The organism is Halomarina halobia (assembly GCF_029338575.1).
Classification (GTDB): domain Archaea; phylum Halobacteriota; class Halobacteria; order Halobacteriales; family Haloarculaceae; genus Halomarina; species Halomarina halobia.
Genome location: NZ_CP119992.1, coordinates 273,804 through 293,072, shown reverse-complemented (window position 1 = coordinate 293,072; position 19,269 = coordinate 273,804). Strand labels below are relative to the sequence as shown.

Genomic DNA, 19,269 nt, shown 5'->3' with positions numbered 1-19,269 from the left:
GACGCGGGGCGGGTCAGCGCACGGGGTGGGGTTCGCCCGCGCCGGGTTCGGCGTGCCGGTCTCCCGTCATGGGGATCGCGCTCACCTTCGCGAAGACGGCCTCCGGGTCCTTCGACAGCGCCCAGTAGGCGCGGGTCTTGACGGCGAGCCACGTCTTCCGGGGCGTGCTCAGTTGCGGCGTCGCGGCGAGGACGTCGTAGTCGCGGTCCCGGATGAGGCGGTGGTGTTCGGCGTAGAGGACCGCGGCGAGCAGGACGGCGAACTGGCAGTCCGCGGGGAGCAACTTGATCCCGGCGACCCCCTCGCGGTAGCGTCCCTCCGCGCGGCGCAGCTCCGCGCGCATCGCCTCGCGGAACGACTCGTCGGCCTCGAACCGCTCGATCTGCTCGTCGGTGACGCCGTGCCGGTCGAGCGTCTCCCGGGGGAGGTAGATGCGCCCGTGTTTCGCTATGTCCTCGCGGACGTCCCGGAGGAAGTTCGTGAGCTGGAACGCCTCGCCGAGCGCCCGGGCGTGGGGGCGCGCCTCCTCGGGCCGGTCGGGACCCATCACCGTCGTCATCATCTCGCCGACGGCGGCGGCCGATCCGCGCACGTACGCCGCGAGTTCGTCGTACGTCTCGTACCGGGTCTGCTCGATGTCCGCGAGCATCGCGTCGACGAACAGCTCGATCTCGTCGTCGGCGATGCCGACCTCCTCGCGGAGTTCGCTGAACGCGGCCAGCACCGGGTCGTTCGCGGGCGCCCGACCCAGCGCCTGTTCGCGGACGGAGAGTAAGCGTTCGTGCTGTTCGGCGGACGACAGGTGGGTGTCCTCCTCGTCGACCACCTCGTCCGCGATGCGGAAGAAGGCATAGAGGACGTACGTCGCTCGCCTGACGCGCTCGGGGAGCACGCGCGTCGCGAAGTAGAACGTCGGGCCCGTCCGCCGGTGGATCGACTTACTCCTGGCGAGCTGCGTTTTATCGACCATGAGCTGTGGACCGACCTTATATTCGGACGGATACGGCTTATGCCTTTGTACGTCGGCAGCATAACGCCATAATATGTAATGATTTCACTCTCCGAGTGACAATCCGCCTTTCGAACTGTCACCTTTCAACCACCACCTTTTGCCGCGCTCGCCTGCCAGCGACCGCGAAGCGGGTCGCTGGCGGCTCGCTGGCAAAAGCAGGATCAAAACCCTCCTTCACCCCCTCAGTCGCTACGCTCCTTCGGGGGTTCCGTCGGTCCGCTCGCTCACTACGTTCGCTCGCGGGTGCTGCGCCGATGCAGACGATACCGCTCGGGCTTGTTTCCCCCGTACCTTTATATCCGAGAGCGGGACCAGAGGCTCCCGTGACGTGAGAGTCGTCGTGGGGCGCTCCGCGGTTGCGCGACGCCACGCCCCGCGAGCAGCCCGCGGCGTCGCCTGCACGCCCACGTTTTACTGCGCTCCCTCGCGCTCGCTCGCTGGCGAAACCTGGACTAAAACCGCGCCTCACTCCCACCGCCGGACTCGCGGTGCTCGTCTGGCGTGCTCCCGCTCGCCGCCGGCTCGCGGGAACTGCGGTCGGGGATTCGGCGCGTCCGCTCGCTCGGCCGTCGGCCTCACTCACGGCCGGCGCTGCCGGCCGTTCGCCACTGCGGTCCTCGTGGACGGTACGCACGGCTCAGATAGCGCCGGAAGAGCCGTCCGTAGCGGTCCGGGAGTACTCGCCCACGGAGGGTACGTCTCGGGCGTCCGTCACGCCCGTGTGGGGCGAAGACGTATATCATAGCAGCGGGTGTTCATCGGACATGGCACGATTCGTTGTCGGAACGAACGGCGTGGAGACGAGCGAGCGCCTGCTCTCGTACCTCCGGGATCGGGTCGCGACCACCGACGAGGTGTACGTGGTCAACTCGCAGAAGGGGGGTGACGACACGAGCGGCGACGACGTTCGCGAGGGAACCGAGGCGCTCGGCCCCTTCGAGGAGGGACTCGACTGCTCGGTCGCGACCCACCAGTTCGTCCGCGGGAACAGCCCCGCCGAGGACCTGCTGGCCGCGGCCGAGGAGTACGACGCCGACGAACTGGTCATCGGCGTCAGAAAGCGCAACCCGACGGGGAAGATCATCTTCGGGAGCACCGCCCAGGACCTCCTGTTGAGCACCGAGCGACCGGTCGTCGCCGTCCCGCTGACCGACGGCCGGTAGCGCGTCGCCCGGCCCCCCCTCCGGAACCCGCCGAAACCCGTCGTAACCCGTCGAACACGCCGGACCTGCGGGCTACTCGCGGCCGCCGTAGATGACGTGTTCGGCGAGGATCGGGACGAACGTCCCGATGTCGGTCACCATCCCGACGGCCTGCGCGCTCCCCCTGTCGAGCAGTTGCGTCACCGTCGCCGGGTTGATGTCCACGCAGACCACCCGCGTCGTCGAGGGGAGGCAGTTGCCCACCGCCACCGAGTGGAGCAGCGTCGAGAGCAGCAGCACCATGTCGGCCTCGTGGGCCTGCTCGCGGATGGCGTTCTGCGCCTCGATCGCGTCCGTGATGGTGTCCGGCAGCGGACCGTCGTCGCGGATCGACCCCGCGAGGACGAAGGGGACGTCGTTTCTGACGCACTCGTACATCACGCCCGACTCGACGAGCCCCGACTCCACCGCCTCGCGGATGGATCCCACCCGGATGATCTCGCTGATGGTGTAGATGTGGTGCTTGTGGCCCTTCCGCGGGTGGTCGAGCGTCTCCGTGTCCATCCCCAGCGAGGTGCCGTAGAGGTCGTGTTCGAGATCGTGGACCGCGAAGCCGTTGCCCGCCGAGAGCATGTCGACGTAGCCCTCGCGGACGAGTCGCGCGAGCGCCTCCCGCGCGCCGGAGTGAATGAGCGCGGGACCGCAGACGGCGAGCACCGTCCCGCCCTCCTCCTTGACCTCGCGGATGGACTCGGCGATCTTCGCGATCGTGGACTCGGAGGGGCGCTCGGCGGAGACGCCCCCCTGCATGAACCCGAAGGGGCTGCCGTCGCCCCGTGGGCGCTCGGGCGGCCGGACGCGGACGCCCGCCTCCGCGGTCACCACGAGGTCGCCCGCCTCGACGGCGTTGAGCACCTTCGTGTACGCCCGCGGCCCGCCCTCGGCCTCGGGGTCGACCACGATCGCGCAGTCCATCTCGACGCGCTCGACGGGGAGCCACTCGCCCTCGTAGCGGACGTCGGTCGGGTGGTTCGTCGTCGAGTAGAACCCCTTCGGGACGACCCTGTCGGCCGGGGCGGGCGCGAGCGTGGCGTCCCTGGGATCGGCGGGGTTCGCGCCGATCCCGTGGAGTTCGTGGACGATGGGCTGGAGGTCGTCCTCGGTGTCCGCGAAGACGGTGAGCCGCGCGTAGGACCCCTCGGTCTTCGAGCGACCGATCTCGAACTCGTCCACCTCGAACGACCCGCCCATGTCCATGACGATCCCGAAGGCGGCACCCATCATCCCCGAGTCGATGATGTGCCCCTCCAGTTCGACGACGCGGGAGACTGTCATGCCTCTCGGTCGGCGGGGACGGCTCAAATCGGTTGTGACTCCGTCACGCGTCGACGCGACACTCGACGGCCCACTCGCAGTCGGTCGCGCTCACGAGTCGGTCGTACAGCGCGCGCAACCCGGCCGACTCCGTCTCGGGGAGGACGTGGAGTTCGACCGCCCGTCCCCGGACGACCACCCGGAAGGTGTCGCCCGTCCCGTCGTCGTGGACGAGGTAGAGCGGGAGGGGGAGGTCGAACCAGTCGCCGTAGCGGTACGGCCCGTCGTCGAGCACCCGCGTGACGAGCGCGTCGAGCGCGTCGTCGTCGTGGTCCCCGTCGGGGACGAGCGCGAAGACCACCCCGCCGTCGTGCTCGACGGTCGTCGAGGAGAACCGCCGCTGGGGACGGGCCGGGATGCGAAACGACGGGTCGTCGGACGCGTCTGCCACACGACTCCATTCTCCGTCATCCGATTTATAATCGAGGGCGTGAACGTCCGACGTGCCGTGCGAAGCGAGGAGGAAGTCGCGTCGCGGTCGCCCGCGCGTCCCGAGGTAGACAACTCGCGCTAGAGTTCCACGGGACAGCCGTTCACCTCGCCGCCGCGCATCCCGTCCGCGAGCCAGTACGTCGAGAGCGCGAGCGCGACGAGCGCGAGCAGGGCGAACTCCAGTCCCTCCAGCGGGAGGAACGTGAGCGCCGCCGGGAGGCCGAACAGCGAGAGGACGCCCGCGAGGATCGCCGTCCCGCAGGCCGCACAGCCCGCGCCGAGCGTCCCGAGGATCAGGCCGACGGCGCTCGCGCCGCCCTCCCGCGCCGAGAGGTCGTGCTCCCGCAGGTGGTAGACGAGCGTGGCGACGTTCGCGCCGAACAGGAGCGACACGCCGACGAGCAGGCCGCCGGCCACCGGCCCGAACTCCGTCCCGACGAACGGGTAGAGCGAGAGCAGTATCGCGAGGCGGTCGCCGAGCGGCAGCGCCCCGCCCGCGAGGAACCCGAAGAGCCCCGGGCTGAGCGAGAGGACGAACAGCGTCAACCCGAACGCCGCGACGACCAGTGCCAGCAGGGCGTAGCTAGGGACGGTGAGGACGAGACGGACCGTCCGGGCCGTCAGCCGCCAGTCGCGGGCGCGCGTGGGCAGCCGGACCATCTCACCCACCGAGCGCGCGCTCGAACACCGCGTAGTCCTTCGCGCCCACCGCCCGCGTCAGGAACTCCCCCTCGCGAAAGAGGTAGAACGTCGGCGTCGCGCTCGCGCCCGCCTCCTCGGCGGCGCGCACGTCCTCCCGCACGCGGTCGTCGAAGCGCTCCTCGCGGGCGTCCGCGACGACGCCCGCCGCGTCCACGTCGGTCTCCCGCGCGAGGAACGCCCCGGTCCGGTCGAGGACGGTGTCGGAGCCGAAGGCGTCCTGCTCCGCGTAGTAGTGCGCCTTGAGCGCCCAGAACGCCTCGGCGCTCCGATCGTAGGTGGCCTCGAGCGCCTGCGCGGCCGGCTCCCCCCACGGGAAGACGATCGGGAGGAGCCGATAGACGAACGCGACCTCGCCCGAGCCGACGAGGTCGGACTCGATCCGCGGGAACGTGGTCGTCTCGAAGCGACGGCAGGTCGTGCACGAGGGGTCCTCGAACGCGACGATGACCGCGCGCGCCTCCTCGAGCGGCGGGCCGAGCCGCGGTTCGTCGGTCGCGCCCGCCGCCGCCGGGTGCGCGTCGAGATCGGTCTCCGAGCGCCCGCCTCCCAGTCCGAGACATCCGGCGAGCGCGCCGCTCGCGGCGAGGCCGACGCCCGCGAGGAACGCGCGTCTGTTCTCCATGACTGGAGAGAGGCGACAGTCGCGTATAGCGATGGGTCCGGGTGGGCGGATACGACGCACAACCGACCGCGATCCTCCGCTCCCGCGTTCCTCGATCCGCCGTTCCGCTCGTCCGCAAACCGGTTCGTCTGCTGATCAACTCGCCGGATCAGTACCAGGTCGCCCCCGAGTCCACGTTGATGTCCTGGGCGGTGACGTGCCGGGCGTGCGGTCCGGCGAGGTGGGCGACCAGTTCGGCCACCTCCGCCGGGGGGACGAGTTCCTCGATCGGCTGGTCGTCGAGGATCGTCGATCGCTTGGCCTCCTCGACGCTCACGCCCATTTCGCGGGCCCGATCCTCGAAGACGCGCTCGATGCGGTCGCCCTCGACGGCCCCGGGGCAGACCGCGTTGACGGTGACGTCGTCCGAGCCGAGTTCGAACGCGAGCGCCCGCGTGAGACCGATGACGGCCATCTTCGAGGCGGCGTAGGGCGACCTGAGGGGGTAGGGCTTCTTCCCGGCGATCGAGGAGATCGTGACGAGGCTCCCCCGGTCGCTCGCCCGGAGGTGCGGCGCGGCGTGCTTCGCACTCGGAAAGCACGACCGCCGTTCGGCCAGCGGTGTGTTAGCTGTTCTGTCGCATGCCCCGTCCGTCGGGGCGGCACCCGTACGGTCATCACCCCTCCGTCCCTCCTCCGGGTATGTGCGGTCGCTACAGCATCTTCGCCCCGCCAGAGGAACTGGAGGAGCGCTTCGACGCCGCGTTCGTCGCCGACCCCCGCCCGCGCTACAACGCCGCGCCGGGCCAGTCCCTCCCCGTGATCCGTGATGCCTCGCGCGACGCGATCACCGGGGCGCGCTGGGGGCTGGTCCCGTCGTGGGCCGACGACCCGTCGGGCGGGTTCATCAACGCCCGCGCGGAGACGCTCGGCGAGAAGCCGGCGTTCCGCGACGCCTACGCCGAGCGGCGCTGTCTCGTGCTCGCGGACGGCTTCTACGAGTGGGTCGAGACCGACGCCGGCAAGCGCCCCCACCGCATCACCCGCCGCGACGGGGAACCCTTCGCGCTCGCTGGCCTGTGGGAGACGTGGACGCCGGAGGTGACACAGACGGGACTCGACGCGTTCGCGGGCGGCGCGGACGACGTGAGGACCGGACCGGCCCGGAGCGTCGAACCGCTGGAGACGTTCACGATCGTGACGCGCGAGCCGACGCCCCTCCTCGCGGACTACCACCACCGGATGGCGCTGCTCCTCCGCCGCGACGACGAGGCTGCGTGGCTCGACGGCGAGCGGGTCGAGGCGTTCGACCCGCCCGCGGACGACGAACTGCGCGCCTATCCGGTCTCGACGCTGGTGAACGACCCCACGAACGACTCGCCCGCAGTCGTCGAGGAGGTCAGCCCGTAGCGTTCCGGTCGGCTTCGTTCGTCGGCGCGTTCGCGCCGTCCCCCGTGCGGGCGAGCGCGGCCCGGACGTCGCCGTCGCGTTCGACGACGAAGACGACCTCGAACCCACCGTCGGCGGCCGTCCGGTCCGTCGGGTCGAACTCGACGACCGCCTGCGCGCCGCTGGCGTTCGAGCGTCCGACGATCGTGAACGTCCCGGGGGCGTCGGGGGCGGCAGGCGCGTCGAGCGCCCCGGCCGCGCCGAGCGCATCGGGGACGTCGGGCGCGTCGGGCGCGTCGGGCGCGTCGGGGGGTCGCACCTCGACGAACCGCACGCCGCGCGGCGGTATCCGGTAGGTCTCCCACCCGTGACGCTCGTCGTCGCCGTACCTGAGCATCACGCCGAAGCGCTCCTCCCGGCTCCGTCTGTTCCGCAGGACGATGCGTTCGATCGGGGCGCGGGCGTCGTCCGGCACGGTCGGGCCGGCCGCCCGCGGGTCCGACAGCCCGGCGCAACCGGCCAACGGGAGGCCGACGAGGACGGCGAGGGCGGCGCTGACGACGTCTCGCCGGCGGCGGGGTGGACCCGACGCTCCCGTTCCGCGGGCGCGATCGCCGTGCGCGGAACGGAAGACGGTCGCTCCGCGGAGACCGTCGTCGGCCTCCCGCGCGTCCTCGCGGCGTCTCACTCGAACAGCTCTTCGTGACGGGCGGCGAGGTTCGCGTACTTGCCCGTCGAGTACGCCTCGAACAGCCCCTCCGCGTTCAGCCCCGTCTCCTCGAGCGGCGTCGTCAGCGCCGGGACGCCGTGGACGAAGCTGTGTGGCGGGACGTCGGTGTTCTGGAGGACGACGGCTCCCGCGGCGACGATGCTCCCCGCCCCGATCGCGACCTCGTTGACGGTGGCGTTGAACCCGACGAGTACGTTGTCGCCCACCTCCGCGTCGTTGAGCACCGCCCCGGCGGCGATCATCGACCGCTGACCGACGGTGGAGGCGTGGATCGTCGCGTTCTCCCCGACGTGGGACTCGGGACCGACGCGGACGGGGCCGATGTCACCCCGGAGCACCGCGTTCGGCCAGACGTTGGCGTTCGATTCGATCGCGACGTCGCCGACGAGCGTGGACTCGTTGCTGACGTGCGCGTTTCCGTGAATTTCGGGTTCGGTGCCCTCGAAGGCGTAGTGGCGGCGGTCCATACCCCCACACTCACCGCCACGTGTCAAATGAGTATCCCGACACTCCGGTTCACTCATACGTCTCGGCGTCCGACCCGTCGCGCGTGAAACTCGCACGCATCGAGACCGACGACGGCACCGTCACCGGCGAGTGCGACCCGGAGACCGGGATCGTGGACGCCGACGGGGCGCGCTACGCCCCCGACGAGTACGACCTGCTCGCACCCTGCGAGCCGACGGCGCTCTACTGCGTCGGGCGCAACTACGCCGCGACGCTCGACCAGATGGACTACGACCGCCCGGCGGAGCCGGACTTCTTCATCAAACCGCCCGTCTCCGTGCTCGCGCCGGGGGCGACCATCGAGTACCCCGCCTTCACCGACGAACTCACCTACGCGGGGGAGCTCGCGGCGGTCGTCGACCGCCGGTGTCACGATCTGCGCGAGGAGGAGGTCGACGACGCGGTGCGCGGCTACACGATCATGAACGACCTCGACGCGCTCGACCAGCCCGGGCGGACGGCGCGCAAGGCCTTCGACGGCTCCGCGCCGCTCGGCCCGTACGTCGAGACGGACGTCGATCCGACCGACGTCGAGATGCGGACGCTCGTCGCCGGCGAGGAGCGCCAGTCGGCGACGACCGCGCAGATGCTCTTCTCGCCGCGCGAGGTGATCGCGTTCCTCTCAGAGCGGTTCACCCTCCTGCCCGGCGACGTGATCGCCTTCGGCAGCCCCGCGAACCCCGGGCTCCTCGAACGCGGGGACGACGTCGTCATCACCTACGAGGGCGTGGGAACGCTTCGCAACGTAGTCGGGTGATTCCGGGGCGAGCCGATAACCCTTTTGGGCTGACCTCGGGACTCACTCGCATGACCACGCGACTCCCCGAACGCGAGTACGACGCGCGCCTGGCCGCCGTGCGCGACCGCCTCGCGAGGACCCCCGCGGACGCGGCGGTGTGGTTCGACGCGACCAGCATCGCCTACCTGACGGGGTTCCACCACGTGCAGACCGAGCGCCCGGTGATCCTCGCCGTGACCGAGGAGCGCGCCGAGATCACGGTGCCGCGCCTCGAGGTCGAGCGCGTGGACGGGAACCCCCGCATCGACGCCGTCCACCGCTACTTCGACTACCCCGGCGGGATGCCGATCCCGACGGCCGTCTCGATGCTCCGGGATCTCGACGTCGAGTCCGTGGCTGCGGACGCCGACGGCGCTCCGGGGACGATGGGTTACCGGGGGGCGGATCTCTCCACGTACCTCGACGTGACCCGGCAGGACTGGGTGTGGCGGATGCGCTGGGCGAAGTCGGAGGCGGAGGTGGCGCTCATCCGTGAGTCGGCGCGCTGGGCGAACCTCGGCCACCGCTACCTCGCGGACTACGCAGAACCCGGTGCCCACCCCGCGACGGTGAGCCAGCGCGCCGCGACGGACGCCTCGCGGGCCATGCTCGACGCGCTGGGCGACCGCTACGTCGAGCGCGTCCGGGGGACCGGTCCGGTCCGCGCCGGGTTCGTCAGCGCCCGCGAGACCGCCCTCCCGCACGGCCACACCCCGAACCGCCGGCTGCGCGAGGGCGACGTCATCATCACCGGCGCGTCGGCGAACGTCGACGGCTACCGCTCGGAGCTCGAACGGACGATGTTCGTCGGCGAGCCGACCGACGAGCAGGTCCACTACTTCGAACTGATGCTCGAAGCCCAGACGATCGCCATCGAGGCGCTCGGACCGGGCGTCCCCGTGGCCGACGTCGATCAGGCGGTGTGGGACTACTTCCGGGAGCAGGGGGTGACCGACCTCGCGCGCCACCACGTCGGGCACAACATCGGGATGGACGGCCACGAACCCCCGTACCTCGACAGGGGCTGGGGGGAAGCGCAGGCGGACCCCGGAAACCGCCTGATCGAACCCGGCCACGTCTACACGATCGAACCCGGCCTCTACACCGGCACCGAGGGCTACCGCCACTCCGACACGGTCGCGATCACCGAGGACGGGACCGAGCGGATCACCTACTTCCCCCGCGAACTGGAGGGGAACGTCATCCGATACGGGTAACTCGTCGCGACCGGCACACCGGTAGATGCGCTACGACGCGGCGGGCTTCGACGGCGGCGTCCTCGCGGAGCCGACCCGCGAGATCGAGACGTTGGAGGCGCTGGCGGACCTACTGTGACCGATGACCTCGTCCGAGCACTCGCCCGTCGAACTGCGGGCGCTCGTCCTGCCCGCCCTCTCGTTCGACTGGGGCGACGCGCCGAGCGAACTCCGGCCCTGGCTCGACCGCTACGACTTCGCCCGCGAGATCGCCGTCACCGGCGCTGTCGACGCGGTGCGCTGCACCGACGACGGGATCGGCGTCGCGACGACCGGGATGGGGAAGGCGCAGGCGGCGGCGACGGTGACGGCGCTCCACCGCACCCCCCGCCTCGACCTCTCGCGGGCGTACGTCGTGACCGCGGGCGTCGCCGGCGGCTCGCCGGCGGTCGGCACGCTCGGTTCCGTGTTCCTGGCGGACGCCGTCGTCGACTGGGACCGCAAGTTCCGCTGGGATCCGGACGGCGACGGCGAGGGCCCGACGATCGGCCCGCTGCCGTTCGATCCCGAGCCGGGCGTCTACCGGCTTAACGGGGACCTCGTCGCGGCGGCGCGGCGCGCGACGGCGAACGTCCCCCTGCGCGACCTCCCCGAGGCGCGGGCGTACCGGGAGCGCTACCCCCAGGAGGCCGCCCGCGGCTCCCCGACCGTCGGGGTCGGAACTACGCTCTGCGGCGACGAGTTCTGGCACGGGGAGCGCCTCGCCGCGGCGGCCGAGGAACTGGTCGAGGGGTACGGCGTCGGACCACACGCCACGACCGAGATGGAGGACTACGGGACGGCGCTCGCGCTCGACCGCGCCGGCCGACTCGACCGCTACCTGAACGTCCGCGCGGTCGCCAACTTCGACCGGCCCGCGCCCGGCCGGTCCGCCCGCGAGAGCATAGACGAGGACGTCGAGGCGTTCGTCGGGCTGGCCGTCGAGAACGCGTTCCGGGTGGCCTCGGCGTTCGTCGAGCGCGTCACGGAGCGCTGGGAGTCGTACCGCGACGGCGTCCCGTCGCACCCCGAGTAGCGTCGGGGTCCGCTGGTTTCGCGGCTCCCCTGCTCGACCCCCCGGGACCCGCGGGACCGTGTGATCGAAACGTGCGACCCGTGCGAGCACGACCCGAAGGGCGGTCGAGTCGCAACCGTTTCGGGGGTCGCTCGCGGAGCGGTCCCAATGAGTTACCGGATCGGCCTCGTTGGCAAGCCCTCGGTGGGCAAGTCCTCCCTCTTCAACGCGGCGACGATGAACGACGTGCCCGAGGGCGCGTACCCGTTCACGACCATCGACCCGAGCGTCGGCGAGGCGTACGTCCGCGTCGAGTGCGCCGCCCCCGAGTTCGGCGATACGTGCACGCCCGAGACGGGCTTCTGCCGGCACGGGACGCGCTTCGTCCCGACCAAGCTGGTGGACGTGGCGGGGCTCATCCCCGGCGCGCACGAGGGCAAGGGGCTCGGCAACCAGTTTCTCACCGATCTGAACGAGACCGACGTGCTGATCCACGTCGTCGACTTCTCCGGGACGACCGACGTCGAGGGCGAGGCCACGGAGGGCCACGATCCGCGCGAGGACATCGCCTTCCTGGAGGAGGAACTCGACATGTGGTACCTCGAGATCCTGGAGAAGGGGATCGAACGATACGAGAACGCTTACCGGGGGGCCGAGGCGGAGATCGAGGAGTCGCTCGCCGAGCAGATGAACGCCTTCCGGACGAACGCGGAGGAGATCACGCAGGTCGTCCTGTCGCTCGGCCTCGAACTCGACCCCGAGACGTGGGACGCGGCCGACCGCCTCGAACTCGCACGGGAGATCCGGCGGCGCACGAAGCCGATGGTGATCGCCGCGAACAAGATGGACACCCCGGAGGCGCAGGCGAACTACGAGGGGATCGCGTCGGACCCCGAGTACGACCACCTCTCGTTCGTCCCCGTCAGCGCGCACGCCGAGAAGGCGCTCAAGACCGCCGCGGAGCGGGGCGTCGTCGAGTACACCCCCGGCGACGACGACTTCGAGGTGACGGGCGACCTCTCGATGGAGCAGCGGCGCGGTCTCGAACGGATCCGCGACTTCGCGAGCGAGTACGGCGGGACGGGCGTCCAGCGCGCGCTCGAGGCCGCGCTCTTCGACGAACTCGGCGTCGTCGCGGTCTTCCCCGGGAGCGCCAGGGGCGTGAAGACCTCCGAGGGGAAGGTGCTGCGAGACTGTTTCCTCCTCCCGTCGAACGCCACGACCGAGGACTTCGCGTACTTCCTGCACACGGACATCGGCGACGGCCTGCTGTACGGCGTCGACTGCCGGACGAAGCGCCAGATCGGGTCTGGCCACGAGCTCTCCCATCGCGACGTCGTCGAGATCGTCACGACGAACTGACCCGGGCGACGCTCGGTTCCGATCGCGCCGAGGTCGCGGGTGCGGCCCGGCGATCGCCCGCAGGGCACTTTTGGGGCGCGGGGCCGTACGCCTCGTCATGTCTCCCGACCCCGACCGAGCGGAGGACCGGATGGGCGAGCGCCAGCGCGAACGCACCGAGAGCGTCGAGGCCATCCTCGACGACGTTCGACAGGACCTCGGCGACCGGAAGTACCCGGTCACGAGCGAGGAGCTAGCGATGGAGTACGCCGATCAGCCCCTCGACATGCCGAACGAGACGGAGACGCTGGGGAGCGTCTTCGATCGCCTGGTCGACGAGGAGTACGACTCGCCGGAGGAGGTTCGCGAGGCCGTCTACCGGGAGCTCACGGGTGAAGCGGGCGGTCCCGAGGAGTACAACGAACAGCGCGACCTCGAACAGATCGACGAGGTCGACGGGAAGACCGAGACGAACTGGCAGTAGGGTCGAGCCTCAGTCGTCCCCGTCGGGGCGCGGGTCGAGTGTCACCGCGTCCTCGGTGATCGTCACGCGGTAGCCGTCGACGGGGACCGTCACCCGGAACGAGCCGGCGGCGGTCGTCGCGTCCTCGTCGCGATCGAACACGCCCGCGAACTCCGCGGCGTCCGCGAGTTCGAGGTCGGTCAGGGACTCCAGCGCGTCGAGCGCGTCGCGGACGCTGATTCGCTCGTCGCCGTCCGTTCGTCGGACGCGGTACCGGTTCGTCTTCGGGTCGTACTCCGGCCCCGCCCAGTCTGGTAACTCCGTGTCCTTCATAACGTCCCCCTCCGCTCGACGAGCGAATCCCCCGCTCACGGTCACCTTGTCTGCCATCTCGTATATCTGTTCGGCCCCCGTGCGTCGCGGGCGCCGATCGGCCGCGAGCGGCGTTCCGTCGTCGCTCCGCGGCCGTCGACGATCGCGGTCGACGGCGGCTGACGATCGTCCCTCGCAGGTGCGTGTGCCGCGGACGATCGCGTCTCCGCCCTCACTCGCGTCGGCCCCGGTGCGATGAACGACGCCCCGGGCGCGATACGACCGCTCGCGTCCCGCGACGGCGTCGTCAGCGCGGCGATCGAGGGCCGCCGCTCAGCGGCGGACGCGACGTCCCGCCGGGTCGTCCCCCGATTCCCTCGGTTCGTGTGCCATCCGCGTCAGGTAGTGGGGACACGACGGCGAAGTGGATTGTAGCTAGATTCGTTCCGCCGGCGCTATGGATATAGCCCCCCGACCCCGGTAGCACGGACGCGAACGTCGCGGGCGCTCGATTCCGGGGCTCGGTACCTCGCCGCGGCGCGCTCACCCCGCCCCGGCTCACCCCTCGATCATCAACTCCCTCGCGGTGACCTCGGCGAGCCGTTTCGCCATCCCGAGGACGACCGGTCCGAAGAACAGCCCCATGACGCCGACGAGCGCGAGGCCGCCGAAGATGCCGAGCAAGAACACGCCGGGGTTGAGATCGGCCTCGTGTCCGCCGACGACGGGTCGGATGTAGTTGTCGGAGAGGCTGACGACGAGGGCCCCGTACGCGAACAGGGCGATCGCCGGGACGGGCCGTCCCACCAGGGCGAGGTAGCCCGCGGCGGGTGCCCAGACGACCGACGCGCCGATGAGCGGCAGCAGCGAGAGCGCGATAGTCAGGACGGTCCAGAAGACGACCTGCGAGAAGCCGACGAAGAAGAAGCCGATACCGGTCAGCAGCCCCTGTACCACCGCGACGACCACGTTGCCGACGATGGCCGCCCACATGAGGCGGTCGCACTCCTCGACGAGGTCGCGCTGGACGCGGGGGCGAAGCGGCAGGACCCGCTCGATCCACGCCACGACCCGCGCGCCGTCGACGAGGAGGTAGTAGAACAGAAACAGCGTGACGAAGATCCCGATACTGAGATCGACGACCGTACCGACGAGCGCGAACACCCCGGAGAGCACCTGTTGGGTCCCCTGGGACCCGTTCTGCTGGATCGATTCGGCGATCCTGTCCGGAACTGTGGAGAGGAGCACGTCGACCTCGACCGAGACCCCGACGGTCGTCCTGAGGACCCGCTCGACGACCTCGAACCCCATCGTGCCCGTCCGAAGCATCTCGACGATGCCGATCGCCTGCTGGAGGGCGACCCCCAGCAGCACGGCGACGGGGAGCAGCAGGAGGAGGACGCTGACCGCGACGAGGGCGGCCGCGGCGGGGCGTCGTCCGACCCTCGGCGCCAGGCGGCGCTGCAGCGGATAGAGGAGGTACGCGAGGAGGATCGCGAGGAGAACGTACTGGAGAAAGGGGAGGATCAACGCGACGGCGACGAGGGCGACGACGAGCAGGAGCGCGACCAGCACCGCCCGGTGTCTGTTCATGCGATCGAGACGTGGCGGAGTGCAAAAAGTTGCGTGTCGGCGCGCTAACGGTCACGCGGCGGGAAGTAACGGGTGGCCGTCGCCGAACTCGTACCAGCGGTAGCCGCGCGCGATCGCCCCCCGTCGCCGTCCCGCGCCGTTTCGAGCGGTCGAGGGCGCTGGGTCGAAATCCCGCCGGGCGGAATCGCGTACGGAAGTCCGACAGTACGTTTTCGGATGTTAACAGCAAAAATTATCAGTCGTAAACTCGATCGAATCTGCGTCATGCGTCGACGCACCTACCTGAAGGCGACGGGCACAGCGCTCCTCGGACTGGCGGCGGCCGGGACGGCGGCGGCGGACTCGGACGAGCGCCGCGGCGTCTACCGGCCGGGCGGTCCGTGGCCGGGCAGCGAGCAGGCGTACAACCTCGACGCGTTCCACACGAACGAGGAGCTCGCCGCCGAACTCCGGAGGATCGACCGGCGGAGCGACCGGATCTCGCTCCAGGAGATCGGCGAGTCGGCGGGGCTCGGCGAGCCCATCTGGGAGGTCACCGTCGGCGACGGCGACACGAGCGTCCACCTCATCAACCAGATCCACGGCGACGAGCCGATCGGGACGGAGGTGACGCTCGAGCTGATCCGCGACCTCGCGCTCGGTAACTCCGGGCGGGTCGAGACGCTGCTCGACGGCCTCTCGTTCACTATCGTCCCGCGGGTGAACCCCGACGGCGCGATGTTCGAGTACGACGTCGACGACGACGGGAGCGCGGAGTGGATCGGGCGGCGGACGAACACGCAGGCGTGGCGGCCGGGGGACTCGAAGTACGAGCCGTACTACCACTACGCCGTTCCCGACGACGCGCCGCCGGGCTACGACATGAACCGCGACTTCAACGTCGCGCTCGACGCCGACGCGATCGGCAGCCAGGACGGGACGTGGACCGACGGGCGGTACTACGACGTCGAGTACGAGGGCTACACCCTCCGGAGCAGCGGGCTCATGCTCGCGCCGGAGGTCCGCGCCGTCGCCGCGTCCGCGCTGCGCGCCGCTCCGGACTACGCGATCACCCACCACCACCAGGGTCGGTACCTCTACCCCGACTCCGGCGACGGCAACAGACCCCCGAAGCAGACGATCATGAGCGTGATGCCCGCCTACGGGCCGGTCTACCGCGAGCGGTCGCCGTTCGACGACCCCGAGGCCCCGGTCGAGGACGTCGTCGACCCGTTCATCGACGCGGAGACGAGCGAGCGGTCGCTCCAGCTCAACGTACTCGTCGAGCGGGCGCTCGGCGAACGCGGCGAGAGCGTCTTCGACAGCGTCACCCGCTACGGCTACTACCCCCTCTGGGGGTCGTACCTCGACACCGTCTGTCCGCGGACGGGCGCGGCGGGGCTGCTCTACGAGGTGACCGGACAGACCGACGACCGCGGTCAGCAGGGCTTCGGACAGATGGTCCAGGCCACGAAGGAGGGGTTCGCGGCGACCTTCGAGGCGATGGCCGACGGCTCCATCGCGGACGTGAACGCCGAGGAGTACTGGGACATCCCGCTCACCGGGGACCCGCTCTCGAACCCCCACGGCGTCGACGTGCCGACGCGCTGAGCGCGGAGTCGGCGGCTCGATCGCGCTCGCGTCTCACACGCGTAGCCTGATCGTGTCCTCGTCGACGTTCGCCACGTACCGACCGGGGAGGTGGTGGGCGTCCTGTTCGACCGTGCCGTCCCACCCCAGTTCGTCGAGGAGGTCGGCGTCCACGTCGCCCTCGACGGTCACGTGGAGGTCGCCGCCGCGAACGTCGCGCACGGTGCCGATCTCCTCGCCGGTCTGGGAGACGACGCGCTTTCCGACCTGCTCCTCCGAGAAGTCGTCGGGCATGGGTCGCGGTTCACGGCGGAGCGAGTTGAACGTTTTCCCCGCGCTCGCCGGCCGTCGTCGAGACGGCGGCCCCTTTCAGTCCCGCCCAGCAGTGGTGTTCCGACCGGCCAGAGCGTATCTGAACAGTACCGCGCTCGCCGACCCTTACCCCAGGAAGTCCGTCGCCGCCGCGACGACGACCTCCGCCACCTCGACCACCTCGTCCGTGTAGACGAACTCGCCCGCGGCGTGTACGTTCTCGCCGTCGGGTCCGAGGATGACCGTCGGCAGGTCCGCGCGGTCGCCGAGGTAGTTGAAGTCCCCGACGCTTTCGAAGTAACCGATCGCCGGGTCGACGCCGGCCACCGAGCGGGTCGCGGACCGGAGCGCCGTCACGAGCGGGTGGTCCTCGTCGGTGACGTACGGCCCGTAGCGGACGTCGGGGCTCGGCGCTTCGCGGAAGCCGACCTCGACCTCGCTGTCCAGATCGAGCGCCGCGATCGCCTCCTCCGCGTCGGCGCGCGCGTCGGCTTCGGTCTCCCCGACGACGACGTGGCGGTCCACCATGAGACGGGCACGCTCCGGGACCGAGAGCGTCTGGCTCCCCCCTTCGAGCAGCAGCGGGCAGACCGACCCCTCCCCGAGTTTCGGGTGCGAGCCGACGTCGATCCCGGCGAGCGCGTCGGCCACCCTCCCGGCGTCCACGACCGCGTTGACCCCCCGCTCCGGTTGCGAGCCGTGGGCGGCCTCGCCCCTCACGGTGACGTCGTAGAGGAACCGCCCGCGAGCGCCGAGGACGAGCGCCGGGTTCTCGATCTCCCCCCGCGCGAGGACCGGCCCCGGTTCCGTGACGATCGCCGCGTCGCAGTCGTCCGCGTAGCCGTCGCGGACGAGGCGGTCGGTGCCGAGCCCGTACGGTCCCTCCTCGTCCACGACGGCGGCGAGCAGCACGTCGCCGGCCAGGTCGCGCTCCGCGAGCGCCTCGAAGGCGACCATGACGGCCGCGAGGCCGCCCTTCATGTCGCAGGCCCCCTGTCCGTAGAGCCTCCCGTCCTCGATCCGCCCCGAGCAGGGGTCCTCCTCCCAGTCCTCGACCGGCCGGACCGTGTCCACGTGGGCGTCGAGCAGGAGCGTCGGCGCGTCCGGGTCGCTCCCCTCGAGGCGGGCGAGCACGTTGTCGCCCTCGTAGCCCGTGATCTCCGGCTCGCTCACGTGGTGATACGCCGGGTTCAGACCGCGCTCGTCGAGCCAGTCGTGGACGAACGCGGCGATCTCGCGCTCCTCGAAGTACGGGCTCGGGATCCGGACGAGTTCCTGGAGGAGGTCGACGGTCTCGTCGGGGTCGATAGGAGGACGGTCAGTCATCGCCCGTTCCCCGCGCGAGGTCGCGGTCGTCGGAGGCGACGCCCGGCAGCGTGTCGAGCAGCGCCCCGACGTCGGTGTCGCGCCGACGGCCGCGGTACCAGTAGCCCCCGAAGACGACCAGCCCGACGGCGAGCCAGGGGACGTACACCCGGAGCGATCCCCGGTACGCCTGCGTCAGCAGCGCGAACGAGCCGAGCGCGGCGACGACGCCGGTGAGGACGAGTCCGACGCCGATGTCGAAGTCGGCCCGCGCGGCGAGGTCCGGTCTGGAGAGGTACGCGTAGAGCGTCGTCACCGAGACGGCGAAGTACGCGACGAGGTAGCTGAACGTGGCGATGACGATGACCTGGGTGAGCCCCGAACTCCAGAAGGTGAGCGCCGAGGCGACGAGGTACAGCGTGAGCAGCGACCAGTGGGGCGTTCCGAAGCGGTCGCTCACGCTCGAGAAGGCCCCGGGGAACACCCCGTCCCACGCCCAGGAGTAGGGCATCTTGATCCCCGCGGCCATGACCGCGTGGACGCTGGAGGCGGTCGCGAGCAGCCCCCCGATCGCGACGATCGCGGTCGCGTTCGTCCCGAGGAACGCCTCGGCCGCCGTGGCGAGCGGCCGAGCCGAGTTCGCGAGAGTGGTGTACTCGGCGACCCCGTAGATGACGACGGCCGTCCAGACGTACAGCAGGATGAGGACGAACGTCCCGCCCACCATCGCGAGCGGGAGGTTCCGGCCGGGGTCCTTCACCTCCGCACCCATCTGCCCGGCGACCGCGATCCCGATGTAGGCGTAGAAGAGGGGGACCGCGGCGGCGAGAAAGCCGTCGGGACCGCCGGTGAAGAACGGGCGATAGTTCGCCGCGCTCACGTTGAACGTCCCCGGGATCACGAGCACGAGGATCGAGAGCATCAGGAACGCGAAGATGGCGTTCTGCGAGACGCTGTAGCCCTTCGTGCCGACGAGGTTGACGAGGAAGAGCACCGTGAGCAACCCGAAGCCGGCCAGCGCGGGGTCGATACCGGGGTAGAACACCTGGAGGTAGCTGCCGAAGCCGAGCGCGAGGACGGCGTCGGCCGCCATGTACCCGAGCCACTTCGACCACGTGACGAGAAAGCCCGGCAGGCGGCTCCCGAACGTCCGCGAGACGTAGGCGTACGACCCCGCGGCCGCCGGGAAGATGGTGGCCATCCAGCTGTAGTTGACGGCGATGCTCATCGCGAGGAGCCCCGAGAGGACGACCACGAGGATGACGCTCGGCCCCGTCGTGCTGCTGGCCGTGCCGAGCGTGACGAACAGCCCCGCGCCGAGCGTCCCCGCGACGACCGTGCTGACCGCGCCGAACAGCCCGATGTCGCGGGAGAGACTGTTCCCGTCGTTCGCTCCTGTTTCCGCCATGCGTACACACGGCACGGTACGGGGGTATATGTCCCCTCCCTAGCATGGT

Annotated in this window: 20 protein-coding genes and 1 pseudogene; 8 read left to right on the top strand and 13 right to left on the bottom strand. The window is 70.6% G+C overall.

Annotated features, from left to right (window positions below; translation table 11 throughout):
• Positions 1-13: 13 nt before the first annotated feature.
• Positions 14-970: a phytoene/squalene synthase family protein gene (locus P1K31_RS01490; RefSeq protein WP_276304510.1), complete on the bottom strand. Its 957-nt coding sequence runs from the start codon at positions 968-970 to the stop codon at positions 14-16.
• A gap of 806 nt (positions 971-1,776) precedes the next feature.
• Between P1K31_RS01490 and P1K31_RS01485 the strand changes: the two genes are divergently transcribed.
• The gene (locus tag P1K31_RS01485; RefSeq protein ID WP_276304509.1) at positions 1,777-2,175 is read left to right on the top strand and encodes a universal stress protein; all 399 of its coding nucleotides are present in this window, start codon (positions 1,777-1,779) and stop codon (positions 2,173-2,175) included.
• 72 nt (positions 2,176-2,247) lie between these two features.
• On the opposite strand, the gene P1K31_RS01480 is transcribed toward P1K31_RS01485, so the two are convergent.
• The 5 genes and pseudogenes from P1K31_RS01480 to P1K31_RS01460 all read right to left on the bottom strand — a co-directional run.
• Positions 2,248-3,489, bottom strand: coding sequence for an ornithine cyclodeaminase, nickel-pincer nucleotide-dependent (locus P1K31_RS01480; RefSeq protein ID WP_276304508.1), 1,242 nt, complete (start codon positions 3,487-3,489; stop codon positions 2,248-2,250).
• 43 nt (positions 3,490-3,532) lie between these two features.
• Complete coding sequence (locus P1K31_RS01475) at positions 3,533-3,919, bottom strand: hypothetical protein (RefSeq protein WP_276304507.1); 387 nt, start codon at positions 3,917-3,919, stop codon at positions 3,533-3,535.
• 119 nt (positions 3,920-4,038) lie between these two features.
• Complete coding sequence (locus P1K31_RS01470) at positions 4,039-4,620, bottom strand: hypothetical protein (RefSeq protein WP_276304506.1); 582 nt, start codon at positions 4,618-4,620, stop codon at positions 4,039-4,041.
• A gap of 1 nt (position 4,621) precedes the next feature.
• The gene (locus P1K31_RS01465; protein ID WP_276304505.1) at positions 4,622-5,284 is read right to left on the bottom strand and encodes a DsbA family protein; all 663 of its coding nucleotides are present in this window, start codon (positions 5,282-5,284) and stop codon (positions 4,622-4,624) included.
• 148 nt (positions 5,285-5,432) lie between these two features.
• A pseudogene (locus P1K31_RS01460) lies at positions 5,433-5,843 on the bottom strand (SDR family NAD(P)-dependent oxidoreductase); the annotation flags it as partial.
• Positions 5,844-5,965: 122 nt separating this feature from the next.
• Between P1K31_RS01460 and P1K31_RS01455 the strand changes: the two are divergent.
• On the top strand, positions 5,966-6,673 hold the full coding sequence (locus P1K31_RS01455) for an SOS response-associated peptidase (protein ID WP_276304504.1): 708 nt from the start codon (positions 5,966-5,968) through the stop codon (positions 6,671-6,673).
• On the opposite strand, the gene P1K31_RS01450 is transcribed toward P1K31_RS01455, so the two are convergent.
• Both P1K31_RS01450 and P1K31_RS01445 read right to left on the bottom strand, forming a co-directional pair.
• Positions 6,663-7,340: a hypothetical protein gene (locus tag P1K31_RS01450; RefSeq protein ID WP_276304503.1), complete on the bottom strand. Its 678-nt coding sequence runs from the start codon at positions 7,338-7,340 to the stop codon at positions 6,663-6,665. The two genes, P1K31_RS01455 and P1K31_RS01450, sit on opposite strands and share 11 nt — an antisense overlap.
• Positions 7,337-7,849, bottom strand: a complete 513-nt coding sequence (locus tag P1K31_RS01445; RefSeq protein ID WP_276304502.1) for a gamma carbonic anhydrase family protein — start codon at positions 7,847-7,849, stop codon at positions 7,337-7,339. Before P1K31_RS01445 ends, P1K31_RS01450 begins: the two co-directional genes overlap by 4 nt.
• Positions 7,850-7,932: 83 nt before the next feature.
• Here P1K31_RS01445 and P1K31_RS01440 point away from each other — a divergent pair, with 83 nt between their 5' ends.
• From P1K31_RS01440 to P1K31_RS01420, 5 genes are all read left to right on the top strand, one after another.
• Positions 7,933-8,646, top strand: coding sequence for a fumarylacetoacetate hydrolase family protein (locus tag P1K31_RS01440; protein ID WP_276304501.1), 714 nt, complete (start codon positions 7,933-7,935; stop codon positions 8,644-8,646).
• Between the two features lie 50 nt (positions 8,647-8,696).
• On the top strand, positions 8,697-9,884 hold the full coding sequence (locus tag P1K31_RS01435) for a M24 family metallopeptidase (RefSeq protein WP_276304500.1): 1,188 nt from the start codon (positions 8,697-8,699) through the stop codon (positions 9,882-9,884).
• 121 nt (positions 9,885-10,005) lie between these two features.
• Positions 10,006-10,938: a phosphorylase family protein gene (locus P1K31_RS01430; protein WP_276304499.1), complete on the top strand. Its 933-nt coding sequence runs from the start codon at positions 10,006-10,008 to the stop codon at positions 10,936-10,938.
• Positions 10,939-11,085: 147 nt separating this feature from the next.
• On the top strand, positions 11,086-12,279 hold the full coding sequence (locus P1K31_RS01425; RefSeq protein ID WP_276304498.1) for a redox-regulated ATPase YchF: 1,194 nt from the start codon (positions 11,086-11,088) through the stop codon (positions 12,277-12,279).
• Positions 12,280-12,376: 97 nt separating this feature from the next.
• A complete protein-coding gene (locus tag P1K31_RS01420; RefSeq protein WP_276304497.1) occupies positions 12,377-12,742 on the top strand; it encodes a DUF5789 family protein in 366 nt (121 codons plus the stop codon).
• A gap of 9 nt (positions 12,743-12,751) precedes the next feature.
• Here the strand turns inward: P1K31_RS01420 and P1K31_RS01415 are convergent, their stop codons facing one another.
• Positions 12,752-13,111, bottom strand: coding sequence for a hypothetical protein (locus tag P1K31_RS01415; protein ID WP_276304496.1), 360 nt, complete (start codon positions 13,109-13,111; stop codon positions 12,752-12,754).
• Positions 13,112-13,591: 480 nt separating this feature from the next.
• Entirely contained in the window at positions 13,592-14,626 is a 1,035-nt protein-coding gene (locus P1K31_RS01410) for an AI-2E family transporter (RefSeq protein WP_276304495.1), read from the bottom strand.
• A gap of 264 nt (positions 14,627-14,890) precedes the next feature.
• On the opposite strand from P1K31_RS01410, the gene P1K31_RS01405 reads away from it, so the two are divergent.
• Positions 14,891-16,216 carry a M14 family zinc carboxypeptidase gene (locus P1K31_RS01405; protein WP_276304494.1) on the top strand — a complete coding sequence of 442 codons (1,326 nt, stop codon included), beginning with the start codon at positions 14,891-14,893 and terminating at the stop codon, positions 16,214-16,216.
• Between the two features lie 33 nt (positions 16,217-16,249).
• Here the strand turns inward: P1K31_RS01405 and P1K31_RS01400 are convergent, their stop codons facing one another.
• The 3 genes from P1K31_RS01400 to P1K31_RS01390 form a co-directional block, all read right to left on the bottom strand.
• The gene (locus P1K31_RS01400; RefSeq protein WP_276304493.1) at positions 16,250-16,489 is read right to left on the bottom strand and encodes a DUF8593 domain-containing protein; all 240 of its coding nucleotides are present in this window, start codon (positions 16,487-16,489) and stop codon (positions 16,250-16,252) included.
• A gap of 144 nt (positions 16,490-16,633) precedes the next feature.
• On the bottom strand, positions 16,634-17,833 hold the full coding sequence (locus tag P1K31_RS01395; protein WP_276304492.1) for a M20 family metallopeptidase: 1,200 nt from the start codon (positions 17,831-17,833) through the stop codon (positions 16,634-16,636).
• On the bottom strand, positions 17,826-19,220 hold the full coding sequence (locus P1K31_RS01390; RefSeq protein WP_276304491.1) for an APC family permease: 1,395 nt from the start codon (positions 19,218-19,220) through the stop codon (positions 17,826-17,828). The genes P1K31_RS01395 and P1K31_RS01390 overlap by 8 nt, the downstream gene beginning before the upstream one ends.
• Between the last annotated feature and the right edge of the window lie 49 nt (positions 19,221-19,269).

Coding starts and splice junctions, on each gene's coding strand:
- P1K31_RS01490 (WP_276304510.1), bottom strand. CDS start 970: ATGGTCGATAAAACGCAGCTCGCCAGGAGTAAGTCGATCCACCGGCGG.
- P1K31_RS01485 (WP_276304509.1), top strand. CDS start 1,777: ATGGCACGATTCGTTGTCGGAACGAACGGCGTGGAGACGAGCGAGCGC.
- P1K31_RS01480 (WP_276304508.1), bottom strand. CDS start 3,489: ATGACAGTCTCCCGCGTCGTCGAACTGGAGGGGCACATCATCGACTCG.
- P1K31_RS01470 (WP_276304506.1), bottom strand. CDS start 4,620: ATGGTCCGGCTGCCCACGCGCGCCCGCGACTGGCGGCTGACGGCCCGG.
- P1K31_RS01465 (WP_276304505.1), bottom strand. CDS start 5,284: ATGGAGAACAGACGCGCGTTCCTCGCGGGCGTCGGCCTCGCCGCGAGC.
- P1K31_RS01455 (WP_276304504.1), top strand. CDS start 5,966: ATGTGCGGTCGCTACAGCATCTTCGCCCCGCCAGAGGAACTGGAGGAG.
- P1K31_RS01445 (WP_276304502.1), bottom strand. CDS start 7,849: ATGGACCGCCGCCACTACGCCTTCGAGGGCACCGAACCCGAAATTCAC.
- P1K31_RS01435 (WP_276304500.1), top strand. CDS start 8,697: ATGACCACGCGACTCCCCGAACGCGAGTACGACGCGCGCCTGGCCGCC.
- P1K31_RS01430 (WP_276304499.1), top strand. CDS start 10,006: ATGACCTCGTCCGAGCACTCGCCCGTCGAACTGCGGGCGCTCGTCCTG.
- P1K31_RS01425 (WP_276304498.1), top strand. CDS start 11,086: ATGAGTTACCGGATCGGCCTCGTTGGCAAGCCCTCGGTGGGCAAGTCC.
- P1K31_RS01420 (WP_276304497.1), top strand. CDS start 12,377: ATGTCTCCCGACCCCGACCGAGCGGAGGACCGGATGGGCGAGCGCCAG.
- P1K31_RS01415 (WP_276304496.1), bottom strand. CDS start 13,111: ATGGCAGACAAGGTGACCGTGAGCGGGGGATTCGCTCGTCGAGCGGAG.
- P1K31_RS01410 (WP_276304495.1), bottom strand. CDS start 14,626: ATGAACAGACACCGGGCGGTGCTGGTCGCGCTCCTGCTCGTCGTCGCC.
- P1K31_RS01405 (WP_276304494.1), top strand. CDS start 14,891: ATGCGTCGACGCACCTACCTGAAGGCGACGGGCACAGCGCTCCTCGGA.
- P1K31_RS01400 (WP_276304493.1), bottom strand. CDS start 16,489: ATGCCCGACGACTTCTCGGAGGAGCAGGTCGGAAAGCGCGTCGTCTCC.
- P1K31_RS01395 (WP_276304492.1), bottom strand. CDS start 17,833: ATGACTGACCGTCCTCCTATCGACCCCGACGAGACCGTCGACCTCCTC.
- P1K31_RS01390 (WP_276304491.1), bottom strand. CDS start 19,220: ATGGCGGAAACAGGAGCGAACGACGGGAACAGTCTCTCCCGCGACATC.